This window comes from Dysgonomonas gadei ATCC BAA-286 (assembly GCF_000213555.1).
GTDB classification, from domain to species: Bacteria; Bacteroidota; Bacteroidia; order Bacteroidales; family Dysgonomonadaceae; genus Dysgonomonas; species Dysgonomonas gadei.
In genome coordinates, this window is the sequence record NZ_GL891991.1 from 1 (window position 1) to 21,860 (window position 21,860).

A 21,860-nucleotide genomic window follows, 5' to 3' on the forward strand; every position below is an offset into this window, starting at 1 on the left:
TTATCTATTAACAGTTCGTAGATATCCTTACCCCGCATACACTGCTTCTTCAGGCCCATAGCACGTTTACGAGCGTTCTTCTCTAAACAGTCGTCTATTAAATCTTTCAGGCTACCGACAATAACACGGCGGCCTCGCCGGGAACTGTTATAATGGGGGGGGATTGTTAATACCGATTCCAGAGAGGATTCAGGATCATCACAGTTTAATGCGGCTTCATACTCGGCTATGACTTTATGAACGGTCTTACGGCTGACATCCAACTCCCTGGCTATAGCCCGTTTACTGTACCCAACCGTGCGGTACATGTGAATAATTGTTTGTTTTTCCACCATTGTTATCATTTTAGCCTCTGTGTTGGTTAATACACAAAGGAATTTATAATGTTAATATTTGTTAGTAAAATGTAGAGCTTTATTAGATGCTCTCACACATTTTACTTAACTGGTGGTATACTTTTAAATTATTTTAGTGGACTACTTTTCAATTATATTATACATGAAAACCTGAAAAGCGACATCACACTTACGGCTCGCTTGGACGGACGCGATTTGGGCTCGACAATGCAGGACATTCAAACCCGCATAAAAAACGAACTGCCCTTACCGCAAGGATACAGCATTACGTATGGCGGAGCTTTTTCGCAACAGCAACAGTCGTTCACCGAACTGATAACCATTCTCTGCCTCGCCATTCTGTTGGTGTTCACGGTGCTGATGATTTTGTTCCGCGAATGGAAAATCTCTTTTATCGTGCTGTTTGTGTCCGTGGTCAGCATTTCGGGCTGTCTGCTGGCGCTTTGGATAACGGGAATTCCGCTGAATGTGAGTAGCTACACGGGCATCATTATGATTGTCGGCATCATCGCCGAAAATTCGATTTTTACCGTTCATCAGTTCCGAATGAACCGCAAAGCGGGAGGCGATGTGGTGGAATCGGTCAACTATGCCATCGCGCTTCGCATCCGTCCCAAGCTGATGACCGCCATCGGAGCCATCCTCGCCTTGATGCCACTGGCCTTGGGTTTCGGCTTGGGTGCGCAGATGCAACAACCGCTTGCCGTGGCCGTCATCGGTGGATTTATCGTCGGTCTGCCGATGCTGTTGGTGGTTTTGCCGAGTTTGATGTTGTTGAGCTACAAGAATCCAAAACATTAATCAATTGCTCTAAAATGGGAATAAAAATTTTGATATTGTCTATATTGACCAATATCCCGATAATTCTTTTCTCGCAGGCAGATTCCACAGAGCCAAAGAAAAACTTTTGGAGCAATAAATCCATTTCCGTCAGTTATCAGAACGGCTATATTTTCCCGACCAATATTTTTTTGAGAGGGCAAAACGCCTCTGCTAAACAGTTGGACGACTATCAATCTATGTCCCTTCGTTTCATTACGCAAACAACAGGTGAAAATGCTTGGGAACAGCTCTTCAACTATCCGAGATGGGGAGTTGGTCTCAATATTTCGGATTTCAACCATTCCATCGAAATTGGACGTCCTTTTGCGCTCTACGCCTTTCTGAACACCCCTTTCGCGCGTTGGAAAAATTCGTCGTTCAATTACGAGCTCGCGTTCGGACTTTCCACTAATTGGAAGTCGTTTAACCCCGTGACAAACCAATACAACGTAGCCATTGGTGCGCCATTTGCCTTTTTCATCGACGCGGGATTGAATTACCGCTTTGCAATCAGTAAGCGTTTCGATTTGGACGCGGGTTTTACATTGACACATTTTTCGAACGGCGCGCTCAAAGTTCCGAATTTTGGCATCAATACCATCGCGCCAAAAATAAGCGTAATCTATAATTTGCAGGAACGCCCCGAATTTATCGAACGTCCTATACCCGAGTTCAAACCGCACTTTGAATGGGAATTTTCCACTTTCGCGGGATTAAAAAACCTTGTTTTCAGCGAACCTGTGCAAGCCGACATTATCGAACAGTACGAAGGATTGTTTTTCCCCGTTTTTGGATTTACCGCCACCCTCAACCGCCACGTAAGCCGTATGTCAAAATTCGGATTGGGAGCAAACTACGTGTACAACAGCACCGCCAATGCGCAGGATGTCGCCATAAAAGCAATCAATTCGGACGACTTCGACCCAGTAAGCGGTTCATTAACAGATAAAGCGCAAATTAGTCTGTTTCTTTCTTACGAACTCGTAATGAACCGGATGTCGCTTGTACTTCAACCTGCCTGCTACATTTACCGAAAGAAAACAACCAATCAAACACCAATATTTCATCAACGCATCGGTTTGAAATACAGTATAACCGACAATATATTCGTCGGCATCACCTTACGCGATTATTCATTTCGAGTATCCGACTTTATCGAATGGAGTGTCGGGTACAGAATAAATGGAAATAAGAAGTAATAAATCAATTTTGATTATAGTGAACACAAAAATCTCTGCTGTTTTTGTAGATATATAGAATAAATATAATGATCCTGTAAATTCTAATTTTCTACAAAATACACATTATACATTTGACAAAAAATACATCACTGTACATATGAAACAAATAGCTGCTATTCTAGTGTTTTTCATTTTTCTAGTGGGAAATATATATGCGCAAAAAGGAGATACAATAAGAGTTTTAATTGCATCACCTACCGTATATAAAAATGATTCTCTTTTGCATAGCCAAGAAAACCTCAAATATCAGTTTGTTCTACCTGATTTTATTTATTTGGAAGATCAGTTTTCTATAAATTCAGATAATAGTGTGAAATTCAAAATAAGTGGCTCTCAGAAGAAAAACCTATTTAACTCGACTTATTCTAAATTCATTGTTCCTACCGCATTAATATCATATGGCATTTTAACAAGAGGAAATAAATGGTTGCAAGATTTGGATCATAGTACAAATCATGAAATTCATGAACACTATTTGGGTTCGCTTCACATTGATGATTATTCCCAATTCGCTCCGGCAGTAGCAGTATATGGCTTGGATTTATTCGGAATAAAAGCAAAGCATAATTTCAGAGACAGAACGTTTATTATGACTACCTCACATATACTTATGCTCGCTACTGTTCAAACAATAAAGAGAACGACTAATATAGAACGTCCTGATGGCTCAAATAAGCACTCTTTCCCTTCAGGTCATACGGCAACTGCATTTGTTGGCGCTCATATTTTATTCAAAGAATATAAAGATGTTTCACCCTGGATAGGTATTGCCGGTTATACTATTGCAACGGGTACAGGAGTTTTACGGGTAACGAATAAAAAACATTGGATAAGCGATGTCGTTACCGGTGCTGGAATTGGTATGTTAAGTGTTGAAATAGCTTATATGCTCCTTCCGGTATTTCATGATGTTTTAGGTGTCAAGAATAGTAATAAAAGCTTAGTCATTGCACCATCTTTTGGTTCTGGTACATATGGAGTAGGTTTAGCATATACATTTTAAAATAAAAGTAAAACTTATAAAGTCTATAAGATATGAGTCTTCTTTAAAAAGTATATTTTCTAAATTTTACCCTTTCCAAAAACCTCTGTAGGACGTTATATCTTCTTAAATTCGACTTGTTCAAGTGGGCTCAAATATTAAGAACTTCAATTTACAATCATGATAAATTTTATAGACAAACTACAAAAGGAGATCAGGCAAAAGATTCAGCAGATCGAAGCCGAGGATAAAAATATTCTAAGAAAATCCCTTGATGCTTCCCATGTTTTAGGAAATACTTTTGACCAGTTGAAGGATTTTATCATAGTATACAAATTTAAGGATGAAGACGAAGAAATATTTTTCTTTAAAGAAGTAAAACCTAAGATATTTTGTCATCTTATCTATTATCGCAAAGTATATAATATTGAAATGCACCGTCCTGTTGCCAGTTTAGAAGCACAAAAAGAATATCTGAAAGTAAAAATGGATGCCATACATGACTTCAACAATAAGATACTGGACTTTTACCGTTATTATCGCTCTGGAGCTACTTATCTGGACGCCGCTTACTTTGTAAGGGGCAAACCCGATACGGAACAATATCTGGAAACGTTCTATTATGAACGTGATCCGCAGTTTTCAACCAATGCCGATTTTAAAGTCGCTAAGATTATGGCTAATGATATGTTACAGGTATATCTGCTATCCGAATTGGATTTGTTGGATAATTATATGCAGAAACCTACCAATACTTCTTTCCCTAAAGTAAAGCTGACATGGACGGGAAGTAAGACCGATCTCATCGAACTAATCTATGCATTAGATACCGAAGGCTGTTTTAATAACGGTAAAATCCCCCTGATACAGATAGCGGCCTATTTTGAAAGCATTTTCAATATAGACTTGGGTAACAATATCGCACGTAATTTCTACGATATGCGCATCCGAAACAACCCGACACCTTTCCTCGACCGCCTACGTGAAGAAATCCTCAAACGGATGGATAACACCAAATCGGGCGGAAAAGATAAGGGTAAAGATAAATAACAGTAGCAACGGACTTAAAAAACATATGGATATGAAGAGAATCTTTTTATTACCATTATTTGCCTTGTTATTCTCCTGCGGAGGGACGACAAGCAAATATGAAAAGTTGATTGCCGACGTTGTACAAACAGAAAGAGGTGTAAAAATCGACCTTAATTTTAAGGCAGACAAACTGGAAGAAATTAGTCAGATAAGTGTTGCAGATAGTATTAAAATCATCACTGATAGTTTTAATGCGGAGAGGAACAGGCAGACGGCTTCGCTTGAAAAAACGCTCAGCGTATTTACCAAAAGCATTGAAAAAGCAAAAACTGCCAGCAGACTTTCCCGAACGATGATAAATTCGTATCAGTCCAGCATTGACAAAACAAACGAACAGATTGATGCGCTTGAAAAAAGTGTTCCAGGCGAACTTACAAAATACGAAAATAGAGATACCAGTGAAATATTGGCAATAGTAGTTCGCTGTACTTATACAATCGACGATCCACTAACCAATAAAAGGGCTACCGAAACATTTGATTTTTACCTTTCACCGGATGGAACAAAGTTTTATTCTAAAAAAAGGGTGAAAGAATAATTTAAAGCAAATTATGTATTTATATAGCAGAAAGAACCATTTCTATTCTTTGCTAGTTAATATATAAGTTTTATCTTTGCAAATAGATAACAGAGTTATTTGAAAGCATGAAAAACTAAGTGTATCTAAGCACTTAATTCTTACTTATCTACTGCCCGTTTCATGCGAGATTCTTCAAAAACTATTGATAGTCAATTTAGTATCTTCAGACTACCACAAATATACGAAAAACAGAACCGCACGAGGGTATACAAATCATTCATATAGGGTAAAAATAGTTCCATTTTCTTTAAAAAAGCACTTTTAACTATTTATTGGTGTAAAAATAACAATTATTATTTTTAATATTGTATTTCCTAAAACCTAATACCGAAATTAAACATGTTTTACTGCTTAAAACGACACCGGTTATATTTATTATTATTTGTTTTTGTTTTTCTGAACATTGAGGCAAAGCAAATATCCGTAAAGCCAATTCCCCTAATAAGTCAATTGCCGTCAAATTCTGTCCGCAGAATACATCAGGACAAAGAGGGCTTCATGTGGTTTGGTACTTTAGACGGGCTGTGCAGATATGATGGATATCGCATACTGACCTTCCGTTCCAACCTGAACAACCCTGATTTAATCGCGAGCAATGATATTTCCTGCCTGGCCGAAGATAAAAATAACCGCTTGTGGATAGGCACGCGCAGCGGAATCAATATTCTGGATAAAAAGACATATATAATCACACCTCTGGAGGATAAGGAAATCCTGAATCAAAATATAGAAACGATTCTGGTCGCATCCGACGGTAATATATGGGTAGGAACACGAAGCACTGTTTTATGCTATAATCCGGATCTGACACTAAAGAAGAAATACAATAACGAACTCCCTTCCACAAATATCAATTCTATCTACGAAGCCCCCGACGGCACTCTGTGGGTTGCACTATGGAGGAATGGCATATACAGATACAATCCTAAAGACGATACATTCAAACATTATCCTCAGATCGGAAGCGGGAACAATCCTTTCAGAATATATCAGGATAACAGGAAGCAATATTGGGTTTGCACATGGGGTAATGGATTGTATCTGTTCAATCCTGAGAAAGACGGAGATGAGATGTATATCCGGCAAGAGGTTTTCAACAAGGAAAGGCAACTGGCAGAAGATACATTTTTCAGCATTGTACAGGACGACAAATACGGATACGTCTGGGTGATGTCTATCTCCGGCTTGCATGCTTTCGAATATGATAAGGAGGGCAAACTAAAAAACATTGATATATCCTACCTGTTCAAGGAATCTAATAATATATACAGTGAGATAATAAAGGACCGGACAGGAAACTTATGGATAGCAACGTTCAGCGAAGGAGTGCTTACAATCAATTTCGACCGCCCTGTCATTAAAAACTATTCCATCTCATCAATCAAGGAACGAACAGGAATAACACCCAATATAACAGCCATCAGCGGAGATGGGGAGGGAGACATTTGGGTAAATCAGAACCGATGGGGCTTGGGAATATTCAATCCTGAAAAGAACAGTATCCGTTTATATTCGGATTACCCCCAATTGAAAAATCTCCCGATGTTGAGTAATGTTAGCTGCATCTCCCAGTTTCGTTCTATTCCGGAAGAAATATGGGTAGGACCTGAAAACGAAGCAAGGATTTACTGTATGAAAAAGGATAAAGATAATATTGTCGTTTCCAGAAGTATCGACTTATCAGCCATTGCTTCAGATGCAGGCAATCCCCGCATATTTTTTGAAGACCGGAATAATAATATCTGGATAGTAACCTCTACAGGTCTTCTCATCAAGCCATATAATAAAGATAATATAGAAGTGGTGAGCTTTTCCCTCGGCACTATTTCGGGGATAACGGAAGATACAAGAGGAACGATCTGGATCAGCAGTAAAACATCCGGCGTATCTCAAATCCTTATGACAGGCAACTTCCAGGCTGGAAAATCTCAAATAAAGAATTTCAATAAAGAAGGAAACAATCTGCCGAGCAATAACATAGAATCCATCTGCGCCGATATAAACGGCAAAGTATGGCTGGGAACTAAAGAGGGCAGCATCATAGCCTATGATCTCATCAGCCAGCAGTTCAAAGACGTATCCCAATCGCTGAAGATGACCGGCGAAGCTATACTTAATATCGTCACCGACAACTTCGGCCATGTATGGGTATCTACAAATAAACGTATTACGGAGTACAATCCTGAAAACGGAGCCTCGAAAAATTATTCGGGTACCGATGGAGTTATAGTCAACTCATTCCTCATCAATTCTTATTTCAAGAATAAAGACGGTAAAATATACTTTGGAGGAAATAAGGGGATTTCGGTATTTAGCCCATCCGAAACTTTATCCGAACAGGCAAAACAAACACGGACTTTCATTACTGATATAAAGATCAACAATTCATCCGTTTTTCAGGGAAATAAAAATCAGCGATTCGATATAACTTCGCAGTCCCTGACTTTCGAGCCTGACGATAAGAATATCGAGATTGATTTTTCGTCCCTCGATTATACATTCCCTTCCAAGATCCAGTATGCCTATAAGATGGAAGGAGTAGACGACGACTGGGTATATACGGAGAATGACCGCCAGTTTGCAATATATAACCAGCTCAGTAAAGGTTCGCATACATTCTACATCAAAGCTACAGATGAAAACAGGCTCTGGAGCAGCGAGATCACCAGGCTTATAATATATAAACGCCCCGCATTCTATGAAACATGGTGGGCATATGCCATCTATATTGTATTATTACTCGCCGCGATCTACTGGACATACAGAATCATAAAGAACAGGATAAAACTTCGCAACGAACTGAAAATAGCGCAGATAGAAAAAGACAAGTCGGAAGAGCTCACACAAACCAAACTGCGTTACTTTACCAATATATCACATGATTTTCTCACGCCATTGACCATTATATCCTGTCTGATCGATGATGCAGAAATCACATATAAAAGCAAGATTACCCAGTTCGACACCATGCGATCTAGCGTCAACCGCCTGAGACGGCTTTTACAGCAAGTGTTAGACTTCAGGAAAGTAGAAAGCGGAAATATGAAACTCAAAATATCACAGGGAGAGGTTGTTACATTTATACGGGATATATGCTATACCAATTTCCTGCCATTGATGAAGAAAAAAGACATCGAGTTTTCTTTCAACTCCCAGCCAAGCCATATACAGGGATACTTCGATGCTGATAAAATAGATAAAGTAGTATTCAATATGTTATCCAATGCATATAAATACACACCCCGGAATGGAAAGGTGGAGATAAGCCTGAACAAATACCAGAGAAACAACCATCCGCACCTGCAAATCAGGATAAGTGATACCGGAGTAGGAATAGCCAAAGAAGACCAGGCCGATATCTTCACACGCTTCTATACCAACAAGATGACTGAAGCCAGTGACACAAACGGCATAGGGCTATCTCTTACCAAAGACCTTGTAGACCTCCATCACGGAACCATTAGTGTGGAAAGTGAAGTGGATGCGGGCACTACATTCACAATAGATATCCCGATAGACAAAGAAAGCTATAACGATTCGGAAATGGGCAGATCGGATCAGGTCATCGTATACGAAAAGAATATAGACCTGATGTCATTAGATGAACCTTCCGGTGAAGATATAAATGCAAACAATCAGGATGTCAAAGAACGCACGGCCGTATTACTGGTAGAGGACAACGAAGAGTTACTTACCCTTATCGGCAATATATTGTCGAAACATTACCATGTACTCACAGCCTCTAATGGAGTGGAAGCATTGGATCGTGTAAAAGACAACGATATAGACATCGTAATCAGCGATGTTATGATGCCCCGTATGGACGGGCTGGAACTTTGCCGCAGATTGAAGAAAGATATCGAAACCAGCCATATTCCTGTAATATTACTAACTGCAAAAAACAGTGCAGACGACCGCATAGAATGCTACAATGCCGGAGCTGACGGATATATATCTAAACCTTTTGAACTTAAAGTATTGGAAGCCCGTATCAACAATTTCCTTACAAACAAGAAAGACAGGCAAAAAGAATTCAAGACGGATGTGGAAATAAACATCTCTACGCTCGAATATCCGTCTATAGATGAGCAGTTCCTCAATAATGCGATAAAGATAATAGAGGAACACTTGTCCGAACCCGAGTTCGATGTCAATACATTTGCCGAGCATCTCAACATGTCCAAGTCTTCCCTGTACCGTAAGATAAAGACCATGACAGGACTTGCACCTATCGAGTTTATCCGTAACATTAGGCTGAAACATGCCTGCCAGATGTTGAAAGACAAGTCCATATCCATATCCGAGGTCGCCTATTCGGTAGGCTTCTCAGACCCGAAGTATTTTACATCGTGCTTCAAGCTGGAATTCAATCTAACACCTAGCGATTTTCAACGAAATGCAGGCTAATAAACCAAAAGGCCGGAATAACACGTAACCCAATCATGCTATCCGGCCTTTACCTTAAAAGCCTAAAAACCAGAAAAACCTATAGTATATGATTTCATGTTTCAAGATTTACATCCATTGATTTCGAGAATCTTGAAATTTTATAACGTCGGGACTACCGCTTTGATACTGCCGTCCGTATTAAACTCCATTTTATCGATACATACCTCCCTGTGAAAGCCTGCCGCATCGCCCATCTTTATCCCGTTAGGACGGTTGAAACGATGATATACGATATACCACTCATCCTTTCCGGGGATTTGCAGTACCGAATTATGGCCAGTTCCATAAATGCCTTTAGCTGCATCTTTTGCCAGGATCAGATTATTTTCGGGGATAGTAATGACTCCCGTAGGTGATGTGGAAGTACCATACCTTACCCGGTAATTTTCGCTCCGGGTATCGTCTTCCGACCAAAGGAAGTAATACGTTCCCTTTCTATAAAAGACCGAGATAGCCTCACGGAATGTCTTATCAGGAGTGCGTACCTGAACAGTTTCTTTCTTTATCGACACCATATCTTTATTCAGTTCAGCCACAGCCATATATCCATTACCCCAATAGAGATAACTTTTGCCCGTCTTCGAATCTGTAAACACATCAGGGTCTATCTCCTGCCCGCCTTTCCCCCCTTCCGGCCTGAAATCGATCAATGCTTTACCCGAGTCCACGAACGGACCTGCCGGATCATCGGCGACAGCCACCCCGATCTTCTGCGCGGCAGTGAAATAATAGTAATATTTATATTTGCCATTTACTTTCTTCTCTTCAATACACGGAGCCCATGCATTCCGGTTAGCCCACGAAACATCTTTTTTCAGGTCGATTATCACGCCCTCATCAGTCCAGTCTTTCAGATTATCCGAAGAGAATGTCTTGAAGTAGTAACCGCCCCAACCATCGAACCCGTCGCTGGTAGGATAGATATAATACTTCTTTGTTTTATTGGAATATATAATATCAGGGTCGGCATAATAGCCCGTAAGCGCCGGATTATTTCCTATCGGGGGAAAACCTTCCGGCATACCCCATTTAGCCGTCAATGCCTTCAGTTCCTGACGTGTCACCGGAATAACCGAACCATGGCGGGGATGGAAATCCATCGATATCTCGTGGTCTATAACACTGAAATTCTCCAGATCGGTACTTTCACAGAATTGATACTTACCTTTCATATAAACATCATACATCAATATATATGTATCTGTATTTATCAGCCTGAATACACTTGAGCCTTCTACAGCTTCAGTAGTCTGTTGTTTATAACCTTCATGCTCCGTCCATTTACCGGAAGTCAGCGAGTTGGTCGTAGCCAGTTTTATACCATTGCCGTGTCCTTCAGTTTTGTAAAACATATAGAAAGTTCCATCTTTCAGGATAATATCCCCGTCTATACACGATTTTTCATTCTCCGGGAAAAACAACTGTTTCGGCTCTCCTTCAAAATCGGTAAAATCAGCATTTGCATAAGCATAATATATAATATCCTGGCCGTCGCCATGCTTCATCGACCAGTAAACCATGTATTTCTTTGCTTCGGGGTCATAAATGGTTTGTGGAGCCCATACCCGTTTCAGGTCTTCCTGCCCTGTATATTTATTTTGAATATTTACGATGCCCGACGACCAGTTTACCAAATCTGTCGACTTCAAAAGGATCATAGCCCGGTTCGAATCCCAGCCTTTCGACGATGTCATATCCGTCACCACCATATAAAAGGTTTTTCCGTCCTCACATCTTAATATATGCGGATCGCGGACACCTCCTGTCGAACTGATTAGTTTGGAATCAATTACCGGCTTATTGCCATTCAACGATTTATAATTATATCCATCCGCGCTTATGGCAAAATGGATCGCCTCTTCTTCCACCCTATTTCCTGTAAAGTAAGCGAACAGATAAGCTACATAGTCTTTTTCCACAGCTCCTGATCTGTACTCCTGAGCATAAGAGGGTATAAACAGAACTGAGATAAAAAGACAAATTAAAAATTTAGATTTCATGGTTTTCATTCGTGTAAATAAAATGATGTTTTAATTCAAGTTCAAATATCTGCAATATATCCCATAATCAGGGGTGAAAAATCGTTCAATTAGAGACTGTAAATAAGCTAACGTAAAAAAAGGTAACAAAGGTAACAGATATTTCAGCTTTTAGCTGATAGCTATTAGCCGTTAGCTTTGGCTATCGCATAAGTGGCTTTACAGCGAACAGTCATCAGTTAACAACTTGTATCTCGTGTCTTGTCTACCCGTATCTCATATAACTTTCAACTTAAAACTTACTACTTGTTAAAAAGTAACAAAGGTAACACTTGTTTCAGTGAACAGTTAGCAGTCATCAGTTAACAATGTTGCGCTTGGTTATACTGAAGTGAATTTCATAGCTCATTGCCTTATTTATATTTATTAACTGTATTTCGTTAAAACCTGACACATCTGACAGTTTTCCACTACTTTCATCTTGCGTATTTTACATTCGTTAACTATAAGTAGTTAAAAGGTAACACATTTTTAGCTGTTAGCCGATAGCTTATGTACAAAACCTGACAAACCTGACGACTTTTTACACAATTTTTATTGTCACTTTTTCTTCTAAAAACTCCGTGCTACTCCGTTTACTCTGTGGTTAAAAATAAAAGGTAACAAAGGTTACACCTTTTTCAGTAAACAGTTAGCAGCACCTAAATCCGGCAATCCGGATTAAGATAATGAAAGAAACACGTTTGATTTTGATATATTTTGGAGCAAATGCAAAGCATTAAATATCAGCAAAATAAAAAAGTGTTTCTTAAGAGTAAACAATTTGTGTTTGTCTACTCGTATCTCATATAACTTTCAACTTAGTACTTAAAACTTATTACTTATACCAATACTTCAAAGAACCCAAGCTATCAGCTAAAGGCTAACAGCTTATACATATAGATAAAGTTTTCAAATTCTCTAAACTCTACAAGAATAATGATAAAGTAATATAATGATAACTTATCACTCATATAAGCCTTATGAGTTCACCTATTAGTTTGATAAATCTGTTTACTGCATATAGTTTAATTAATGCCTTTTGTTAACTTTGTAGCGATTTTGAGAAATTCAATAAAATATGGCAAAAGAACTAAAAGAACTGACACCAAGAAGTAAGGATTACAGTCAGTGGTACCTCGATTTGGTAATGAAAGCAGATTTGGCGGAGAATTCTGCAGTGCGCGGATGCATGGTAATAAAACCATACGGTTACGCTATTTGGGAAAAAATGCAGCGTCAGCTTGACGATATGTTTAAAGAAACAGGGCATGTGAATGCTTATTTCCCGCTTTTTATTCCCAAATCATTTCTTAGTAAAGAGGCCGACCACGTGGAAGGTTTTGCGAAAGAGTGTGCTGTAGTGACTCATTACCGTCTGAAGAACGATCCGGACGGGAAGGGTGTAATTGTAGACCCTGAAGCAAAATTGGAAGAGGAACTGATTGTACGCCCTACATCCGAAACTATTATATGGAATACTTACCGCAACTGGATACAGTCTTATCGTGATTTGCCTATTCTGGTGAATCAGTGGGCAAATGTTGTCCGTTGGGAGATGCGCACGCGTCTGTTTCTTCGTACAGCAGAGTTTCTTTGGCAGGAAGGGCATACCGCTCATGCAACCAGAGAAGAAGCTGAAGCGGAAACTATACAGATGCTGAATGTGTATGCACAATTTGCCGAAGAATATATGGCGATGCCTGTTATTAAAGGTGTGAAATCGGCTTCCGAACGTTTTGCAGGAGCAGTAGATACATATACTATCGAAGCTATGATGCAGGATGGGAAGGCCCTTCAATCAGGTACATCGCACTTCTTAGGCCAGAATTTCGCCAAAGCTTTCGATGTGAGGTTTGCAGATAAAGAAGGCAAAATGGAACATGTATGGGCGACTTCGTGGGGAGTTTCTACCCGTCTGATAGGTGCACTGATAATGGCACATTCGGATGATAACGGTCTGGTACTACCTCCAAAGCTGGCGCCATTTCAGGTTGTAATTGTTCCTATCTATAAAGGAGATGAGCAATTAGCCCTTATCAATGAAAAAGTGGATGGTCTTGTAAAATCGCTGAAAGCATTAGGTATCAGTGTTAAATATGACAATGCCGATAATAAGAAACCGGGGTGGAAATTTTCGGAGTATGAACTGAAGGGTGTGCCTGTACGCCTGGCAATGGGTGCGCGCGATATGGAAAACAATACCGTAGAAGTTGCCCGCCGTGATACATTGACAAAGGAGACTGTATCGTGCGACGGCCTTGATATATACATTAAAAATTTGCTGGACGAAATTCAGGCGAATATTTACAAGAAGGCCTTTGACCTTAGGGCTGCACAGACAATCACTGTCGATTCTTACGATGAATTCAAAGAAAAGATAGAAGAAGGCGTCTTTATTCTTGCTCATTGGGATGGAACAGCCGAAACAGAAGAAAAGGTAAAAGCTGAAACAAAGGCGACAATCCGCTGTATTCCACTCGAAGGGGATAAGACTCCTGGCAAGTGTATGGTGACAGGTAAGCCATCGGCTCAGCGGGTGGTATTTGCACGCGCATATTAAGCAATTATATAATTTATTCAGGCCTTTGAGATTCTGATAGTAGAATTTCAAAGGCTTTTGTTTTATTTATTTTCATGTAGTACTCAATCAACATTAAGTTATGCGGATTGAATTATACCCTCTTTTAAAAGATTTCCTTATTTTTTCCGAAAACATGTAACGTTTTATTTTTACATGCGTCATATATAATAGAAAGCGCTTCTATAGAATTCAGTAAAAGGAAATTTTAAACCAAAAAGAGTGTGATCATGAAAACAATATTCTTATACATTATATTAGCTGTGTTGTTCTCTGTAACAAATCTATATGCAGGCGAACCGGAACCTAAAATATTTACAAATGTAGAGCCTACCGAATGGGGTACATTGAAAGAATATACTTATTTTGATAACAGCGGCCTGCAAGCTGTTAAGAAGGAAGTTTGCAGTTACGATAAATCAGATAAGCTATTCAACAAGACAATTTACAGGTGGGATAGTGATTCCGGATGGATAAATGTCCAGCAATATACTTATGAATACAATGATAATGGGCTGGTGGCAAAAATAGTACGTGCCGACTGGAACAAAAAATCAAAGAATTGGTCAGCTAATGTCAAAGAATTCATTCATACCTATAACTCCGCAGGCGAATTAGTTGCCATAAAATGATAATAAAGAGAAGTCACAACCTTTGGTAGTTATGGTAACATGCTACCAAAGGTTTTTGATTTTTCCGGTGATTCTCTATTCATTATATATTTTTTGCCCCGACAATATGCATAACATAGTACTATTTAGAATATTCTACTTTGCATAATAAATCACAACTGATTATCAGATATTTAAATATTGTTAAATGAATTATTTTTTTGAAATAATCTGTAACTTTTATTATATCGATTGCGTCATATTAATAGAAAACGATTAGAAATCGAAAAGAAATAAATAACAATAACTATAAAAAATACAATCATGAAAGCAATTATTTTAACCTCAGTCCTTACAGCTTTTTTGTCAGTAACAAGCCTCTATGCAGGCGAACCTAAGACAAAAGTTTACAGCAACGAAGAAACCTCTGCTACAGGAGTAATAAAAGAGCTTATCTCGTACGATACAGAATTGGGTTGCCCAATAGACAAGGCTATATATCATTATAATCCGGACGGACTTCTTCAGAAAAAGACTCTCTATAAATGGGATAGAAATGCCGGATGGATAGGTAGCCAGAAATATGACTATGAATGTAATGGAGACGGAAAGATTATAAATCTTATCTATACAGAGTGGAACGATAAATTGAATACCTGGTCTTGCCGTTCGGAGCAGCTGGTTCATATATACGATACTGAAGGCGAGCTTCTTGCAACGAAGCAGATACATATAAACAACGACAGCACCTATCTTATGTCCCAGAAATAAAAAATATACACTCTTTCTTTATATATAGAAGCTCTGCTCTCCGGATGAATGACGGGGGCAGGGCTTTTCCCTTTCTGTTGTCCGAAAAAATATGTAATTTTAGAGATTATATCAATGTTATAACTGATGACTGACACAACGAATATAGGACTAGTACTGGAAGGCGGTGGTATGCGCGGGGTTTTTACTTGTGGGGTGCTCGACTATTTTATGGATAATGATATTACGTTTCCATATGCGATCGGGGTATCTGCGGGTGCATGCAACGGACTGTCTTACATGTCAAAACAGCGGGGACGCGCCAAATACAGCAATATCGACTTGCTGGCCAAATATAAATATATAGGATTCAAGCATTATATCAAGAAGCGCAATATCATGGATTTTGACTTATTATTCCATGAGTTCCCCGATAATATTATTCCCTACGATTATGAAACCTATTTCGCTTCTCCTGCCCGTTTCGAAATGGTGACATCCAATTGCCTCACGGGAAAAGCGGAATATTACGAAGAAAAAAGCAATAAGGAACGCGTTATAGACATTGTTAAGGCCTCGAGCAGCCTGCCTATATTATGCCCTATCACATATGTAGACGATATCCCGATGCTCGATGGCGGTATCTGCGATTCCGTGCCGGTTGCCAGGGCAATGGAACAGGGATACGGCAAAAACGTAGTGGTACTTACCCGAAACAAAGGCTATCGCAAGGAAGGTAAGGATATAAAAGTACCATCTTTCATATATCGGAAATATCCGGCTATGCGTGAAGCATTAAGTAACCGGAACAGCTTATATAATGCCCAGCTCGAATTGGTTGATAAACTGGAAGAAGAGGGGCAAATATTCGTCATCCGTCCGAAAGAACCCATATTGGTAGACCGTATCGAAAAAGATGTGGATAAACTGACTTCTTTATATGAGCAGGGATATGAATGCGCAAAGGACATCTACACGATGAATATTTAAATAAAAAATACACTTACCTTATTGTTTTTTTTAACATATATCTACAAATAGCATTGTTACTTGTAACCCCTTTTGTGTAAAAGAATACTTAATGTATTTAATACAATATGACTGACATTCTTATTGTATGGAATACGATATTTAAATACCAGTATTACAATTATTTACAATAATATTTTATTTTAAAATACTTTGAAATGAAAATATTATTCGTACTTTCGTGTATCACATTCTATGATTAAGATACCATGAAAGCAAATTTTATCCATACATATGTATCAGTAGACTGTGTTGTCTTTGGCTTTGAAGACGATCAGCTAAATATTCTCCTTGTTCAGCGCGGTGCTGATAAAAAAGGAGTGAAGGATCTGAAATTACCCGGAAGCCTTATATATAATGAAGAAGATGTAGACGATGCCGCTCACAGGGTTCTCTTCGAATTGACCGGGATCAAACGCATGTCATTAAAACAGTTCCGCTGTTTCGCCTCACCCGATCGTACAAAGAATCCGGACGATGTAAAATGGCTGGATGTAGCCTATCAGCCCAATATAAACAGGCTGATAACCGTTGCTTATCTCTCCCTTTGCAAGGTGGATAGGAAACTCAACAATATATCGAAGTATAAGCTGACAGAGTGGTGCCCTATCAACAAACTGCCACAAATGCCGTTCGACCACAATCAGATTGTAAAGGAATCCCTCACCGAGATACGCCAATGGATAGAATTTGATCCCGCAATTGTTTTCGAATTACTTCCTCAGAAATTTACAATAAGCCAGTTACATAAACTGTATGAGGCTATCTACAATAAAGCGATCGATATACGCAACTTTCACAAAAAAGTAGCCGCGATGCCTTATGTTGTGGCATTGGAGGAGAGACAGAAAGATGTTTCACATCGTGCTGCCCGCTTCTATAAGTTCGACAAGAAAGAATATAATAAAAGGAAAACTAGTATATGACAGTTAACAGTCAACAGTTAGCAGTTAACAAGGAGTGATTCATTAATTCATAATTTATAACTTATAATAGAAAAGCATGTATTTATTAGGTTACGACATAGGCAGTTCCTCTGTAAAAGCCTGTTTGGTGAAAGCCGATACAGGTAAGATTGTTGCTTCGGACTTCTTCCCGAAAGAAGAAATGAAAATCACAGCCGTAAAATCAGGCTGGGCAGAACAAGACCCTGCCGACTGGTGGGCAAACCTAAAATTAGCGCATGCGTCGGTAATGCAAAAAGCAGGAGCCAGGGGGGAAGATATTCAGGCTATAGGCATTACCTGGCAGATGCATGGATTGGTATTGGTAGATAAGGATAAGAATGTGCTGCGCCCTTCCATTATCTGGTGCGATAGCCGTGCCGTGCCATATGGCGAAAAGGCTTTTAAAGCGATTGGTGAAGAAAAGTGTCTTTCTCATCTGCTCAATTCTCCGGGCAATTTTACTGCATCTAAACTGGCATGGGTAAAAGAAAACGAACCACAAGTATTTGAAAAAATAGATAAACTGATGCTGCCCGGCGACTATATCGGCATGAAACTTACAGGAGATATTGTGGTAACTATCGAGGGTATGTCGGAAGGTATTTTCTGGGATTTCAAAACAAATGCATTGTCGGAAGATGTACTCAACTATTATGGAATACCAAAAAGCTTTTTCCCTGAGATAAAACCGATATTCGGCGTACAGGGAAATGTGTCGGCTGAGGCGGCAAAGGAACTGGGACTGAAGGAAGGTACTCCTGTTTCGTACCGCGCAGGCGACCAGCCTAACAACGCCCTGTCTCTGAACGTATTCGAACCGGGAGAAATTGCATCTACGGCTGGTACCTCGGGAGTTGTATATGGTGTATTGGATCAGCTCAATTACGATAAACTGTCTCGTGTAAATACATTTGCACATGTGAATTATACTACCGACCTGACCCGTCTTGGTGTTTTGTTGTGCATCAATGGAACAGGTATCCTCAATTCGTGGCTCAAGCGTAATCTGGCATTGGAAGGCCTTTCGTATGCAGATATGAACGATCTGGCTGCTCAATCGCCAATAGGAGCAAAAGGATTAAGTATAATTCCGTTTGGTAACGGAGCAGAGCGTGTTCTCGAAAATCAAGATGTAAACTGTTCTATACATGGCATCAATTTTAATATACATGACAAGAAGGATATGCTTCGTGCCGCTCAGGAGGGTATCGTGTTTTCATACGAATACGGAATGGAAATAATGCGCGAAATGGGAATGAATATCCACACTATTAAAGCCGGATATGCCAATATGTTCCTTAGTCCGGTTTTTGCTCAAACACTGGCCAGCGTAAGCGGTGCTACAATAGAATTATATAATACAGATGGTGCTGCCGGAGCCGCAAAAGGCGCGGGCATCGGTATCGGTCTGTATGCATCGAATAAAGAAGCTTTCGCTTCGCTTGAGAAACTATCGGTTGTGAAACCGGATACGGCAAACAAAGCACAATACAGAGAAGCCTATGAACGATGGAAGAATCTAGTAACCAAATAATATTATTCAGTTAACCAATTAGAAACGAAAATTATGAAAAAAGTATTGTGTATAATTGGACTTGTCAGTTTAGTTTGTTCGTGCTCTGAATCCCGTCAGGTAAAATGGGTAAGTACAACACCCGATTCCTGTTTTGTGGAAAACCCTTCGATAGCCATGGCAGAGGCAACTGCTGAAGTTGATGTAACAATATTGACGGATAAACCTCTGCAAACCGTAGATGGTTTTGGCGGATGTTTCAATGAACTGGGGTGGACTACTCTGTCAGCATTGAATGATGCAGATCGTGACGCGGTTATAAAAGACCTGTTCAGCGAAGACGGGATGAATTTTACCCTGAACCGTATGCCTATTGGTGCGAATGACTTCTCCCGCGACTGGTATTCGTACAATGAAACAGATAAGGATTTCGATATGAAAAACTTTTCTATCGACAATGACAAGGAAACACTGATACCTTTCATAAAAGCTGCTCAAAAAATAAACCCCGATGTGAAAATCTGGGCTTCGCCCTGGTGTCCGCCTTCGTGGATGAAGTATAACAAGCATTACGCATGTAAGCCGAATCCGAAAGTGAACGATCTGAAAGGAAGCCCTACTCAGGATCTGGAAGGAACAAATATGTTCGTTCAGGAACCTGAATATTTCAAGGCTTATGCCCTATATTTCAAGAAATTTATAGAGGCTTATAAGAGTGAAGGCATAAACATCGGGATGATCGCCCCTCAGAATGAATTTAATTCATGCCAGATATTTCCGTCATGCACATGGACAGCCGCAGGTCTAAGCACATTTATAGGCGATTATCTGGGTCCGCAAATGAAAGAAATGGGAGTAGATGTAATGTTCGGGACAATGGAAAGAGGAAATACTTTATTAGTTGATACCATTATGCAAAATAAGAGTGGTGAATATATTTCCCAAATCGGCTTCCAATGGGCAGGAAAAGAATCCATTGCCAAGATACATGAGACATATCCTGATATGAAGCTAATGCAGACCGAAAGCGAGTGTGGCGACGGAAAGAATTCATGGGATCAATGTTTCTATATCTGGAACCTGATGAAGCATTACTTCAATAATGGAATATCCGCTTATATGTACTGGAATATTTCATTGGATAAAGACCCTGTGAACAATCGCTGGCAGTGGCCGCAAAATTCATTGATTTCAGTAGATCAGGAGAATAAGACTTACAAATATAACCCTGAATACTATCTGATGAAACAGTTCAGCCATTTTGTAAAACCAGGAGCAAAGCGACTTTCTACCGAAGGTAGTTATGATAACATGCTTGCATTCCTCAATCCTGACAATTCGGTTGTGGTGATAGCTGCGAATGAGGGCGCCGCAAATCAGATTTTGAAGATTAAGGTGAATGACCAGATGATGACCGTAGATTTGAAAATGAAGTCGATCAATACATTCCTGATAGAAGCGAAAAAGTAAATTATTATAAACTAACTAATCATTTTAAATAACAAATTTAATTATGGAAATTTTAAAAGGTACAAAAGAATTTTTTCCGGGAATCGGAAAAATCAAATTTGAAGGAAAAGAAAGCAAAAACCCGTTAGCTTATCGTTTCTACGATGAAAACAAAGTGGTAATGGGTAAAAGCATGAAAGACTGGATGCGCTTTGCTATGGCATATTGGCATACATTGTGTGCTAATGGCGGCGACCCGTTCGGCGGAGCAACTATCCACCATCCTTGGAATATAGGTAATGATGCTATCAGCAATGCCAAATATAAAATGGATGCAGCTTTCGAGTTCATGACTAAGATGGGAATACCATACTATTGCTTCCACGATGTAGACCTGGTAGATGCAGGCAATTCATGGACTGAGTATGAAAAGAATCTGCAAACCATCGTCGATTTTGCGAAAGAAAAGCAAGCAGCATCAGGTATTAAGCTCCTGTGGGGTACAGCTAATGTATTCAGCCACGAGCGTTATATGAATGGTGCTTCTACAAACCCTGACTTTGATGTTGTTGCATGCGCAGCTACTCAGGTAAAGAACGCAATCGACGCTACTATCGCTTTGGGTGGCTCCAACTATGTGTTCTGGGGCGGTCGCGAAGGTTATATGAGCTTGTTGAATACAGATATGAAACGTGAAAAAGATCACCTTGCACGCTTCCTGTCAATGTCTCGTGACTATGCTCGCAAACAAGGCTTTACAGGTACATTCCTGATTGAGCCTAAGCCGATGGAACCTACTAAACATCAGTACGATTATGATACTGAAACTGTTATCGGATTCCTTCGCAACTATGGTTTGGATAAAGATTTCAAAGTAAATATCGAGGTTAACCATGCTACACTGGCAGGCCATACATTCGAACACGAATTGCAGGCTGCTGTTGATGCTGGGCTTCTGGGTAGTATCGATGCCAATCGTGGCGACTATCAGAATGGATGGGATACAGACCAGTTCCCTATCGACCTGTACGATCTGGCTCAGGCTTGGTTGGTATTGCTTCCGGCAGGAGGTCTTGGTAATGGCGGTGTAAACTTCGATGCTAAGATCCGTCGTAATTCGACAGACAGAGACGATTTGTTCATCGCTCACATTTCAGGTATGGATGTATTTGCCCGTGGCCTATTGATCGCTGCTGATATCCTTGAAAAATCTGACTATAAGAAACTTCGTCAGACTCGTTATGCTTCTTTCGACAATGGAGATGGTAAAGCATTCGAAGATGGTAAACTGACTCTTGAAGACTTACGCACAATTGCACACAAAGTTGGCGAACCGAAACAAATAAGCGGTAAGCAGGAACTTTATGAAGCTATTGTAAACATGTATATTTAAAATACAGATACAAGTAAACGAGATACAAGTAAACAAAAGAGACTTGT

General features: G+C 39.7%; 16 protein-coding genes. 14 read left to right on the forward strand and 2 right to left on the reverse strand.

Features of this window, described 5'->3' with window-relative positions; all coding sequences use genetic code 11:
• On the reverse strand, positions 1–335 hold a 335-nt coding region (locus HMPREF9455_RS18405), incomplete at its 3' end, for a helix-turn-helix domain-containing protein (protein WP_006801259.1).
• Positions 336–494: 159 nt separating this feature from the next.
• On the opposite strand from HMPREF9455_RS18405, the gene HMPREF9455_RS18410 reads away from it, so the two are divergent.
• The 6 genes from HMPREF9455_RS18410 to HMPREF9455_RS18435 all read left to right on the forward strand — a co-directional run bounded on the left by HMPREF9455_RS18410 (position 495) and on the right by HMPREF9455_RS18435 (position 9,480).
• Entirely contained in the window at positions 495–1,157 is a 663-nt protein-coding gene (locus HMPREF9455_RS18410; RefSeq protein ID WP_260397877.1) for an efflux RND transporter permease subunit, read from the forward strand.
• Between the two features lie 14 nt (positions 1,158–1,171).
• Positions 1,172–2,377: an acyloxyacyl hydrolase gene (locus tag HMPREF9455_RS18415; protein ID WP_006801261.1), complete on the forward strand. Its 1,206-nt coding sequence runs from the start codon at positions 1,172–1,174 to the stop codon at positions 2,375–2,377.
• A 139-nt stretch (positions 2,378–2,516) separates the two neighbouring features.
• On the forward strand, positions 2,517–3,422 hold the full coding sequence (locus HMPREF9455_RS18420) for a phosphatase PAP2 family protein (protein ID WP_006801262.1): 906 nt from the start codon (positions 2,517–2,519) through the stop codon (positions 3,420–3,422).
• Positions 3,423–3,581: 159 nt separating this feature from the next.
• Positions 3,582–4,451, forward strand: coding sequence for an RteC domain-containing protein (locus HMPREF9455_RS18425; protein WP_006801263.1), 870 nt, complete (start codon positions 3,582–3,584; stop codon positions 4,449–4,451).
• A 31-nt stretch (positions 4,452–4,482) separates the two neighbouring features.
• Entirely contained in the window at positions 4,483–5,031 is a 549-nt protein-coding gene (locus HMPREF9455_RS20855; protein ID WP_006801264.1) for a hypothetical protein, read from the forward strand.
• 381 nt (positions 5,032–5,412) lie between these two features.
• Positions 5,413–9,480, forward strand: a complete 4,068-nt coding sequence (locus HMPREF9455_RS18435) for a hybrid sensor histidine kinase/response regulator transcription factor (RefSeq protein WP_006801265.1) — start codon at positions 5,413–5,415, stop codon at positions 9,478–9,480.
• 140 nt (positions 9,481–9,620) lie between these two features.
• Here the strand turns inward: HMPREF9455_RS18435 and HMPREF9455_RS18440 are convergent, their stop codons facing one another.
• Positions 9,621–11,522: a glycoside hydrolase family 43 protein gene (locus HMPREF9455_RS18440; protein ID WP_006801266.1), complete on the reverse strand. Its 1,902-nt coding sequence runs from the start codon at positions 11,520–11,522 to the stop codon at positions 9,621–9,623.
• Between the two features lie 1,099 nt (positions 11,523–12,621).
• Here HMPREF9455_RS18440 and proS point away from each other — a divergent pair.
• From proS to xylA, 8 genes are all read left to right on the forward strand, one after another.
• Positions 12,622–14,103 carry a proline--tRNA ligase gene (proS, locus tag HMPREF9455_RS18445; RefSeq protein WP_006801267.1) on the forward strand — a complete coding sequence of 494 codons (1,482 nt, stop codon included), beginning with the start codon at positions 12,622–12,624 and terminating at the stop codon, positions 14,101–14,103.
• 242 nt (positions 14,104–14,345) lie between these two features.
• Complete coding sequence (locus HMPREF9455_RS18450; RefSeq protein WP_260397876.1) at positions 14,346–14,753, forward strand: DUF3836 domain-containing protein; 408 nt, start codon at positions 14,346–14,348, stop codon at positions 14,751–14,753.
• A 303-nt stretch (positions 14,754–15,056) separates the two neighbouring features.
• Entirely contained in the window at positions 15,057–15,503 is a 447-nt protein-coding gene (locus tag HMPREF9455_RS18455; RefSeq protein ID WP_006801269.1) for a DUF3836 domain-containing protein, read from the forward strand.
• Between the two features lie 126 nt (positions 15,504–15,629).
• Positions 15,630–16,472, forward strand: a complete 843-nt coding sequence (locus HMPREF9455_RS18460) for a patatin-like phospholipase family protein (RefSeq protein WP_006801270.1) — start codon at positions 15,630–15,632, stop codon at positions 16,470–16,472.
• 248 nt (positions 16,473–16,720) lie between these two features.
• The gene (locus HMPREF9455_RS18465; protein ID WP_006801271.1) at positions 16,721–17,437 is read left to right on the forward strand and encodes an NUDIX hydrolase; all 717 of its coding nucleotides are present in this window, start codon (positions 16,721–16,723) and stop codon (positions 17,435–17,437) included.
• A 76-nt stretch (positions 17,438–17,513) separates the two neighbouring features.
• Positions 17,514–18,992, forward strand: a complete 1,479-nt coding sequence (locus HMPREF9455_RS18470) for a xylulokinase (RefSeq protein WP_006801272.1) — start codon at positions 17,514–17,516, stop codon at positions 18,990–18,992.
• Positions 18,993–19,025: 33 nt separating this feature from the next.
• Complete coding sequence (locus HMPREF9455_RS18475) at positions 19,026–20,441, forward strand: glycoside hydrolase family 30 protein (protein WP_006801273.1); 1,416 nt, start codon at positions 19,026–19,028, stop codon at positions 20,439–20,441.
• Positions 20,442–20,484: 43 nt separating this feature from the next.
• Positions 20,485–21,813 carry a xylose isomerase gene (xylA, locus tag HMPREF9455_RS18480; protein ID WP_006801274.1) on the forward strand — a complete coding sequence of 443 codons (1,329 nt, stop codon included), beginning with the start codon at positions 20,485–20,487 and terminating at the stop codon, positions 21,811–21,813.
• Positions 21,814–21,860: the final 47 nt, after the last annotated feature.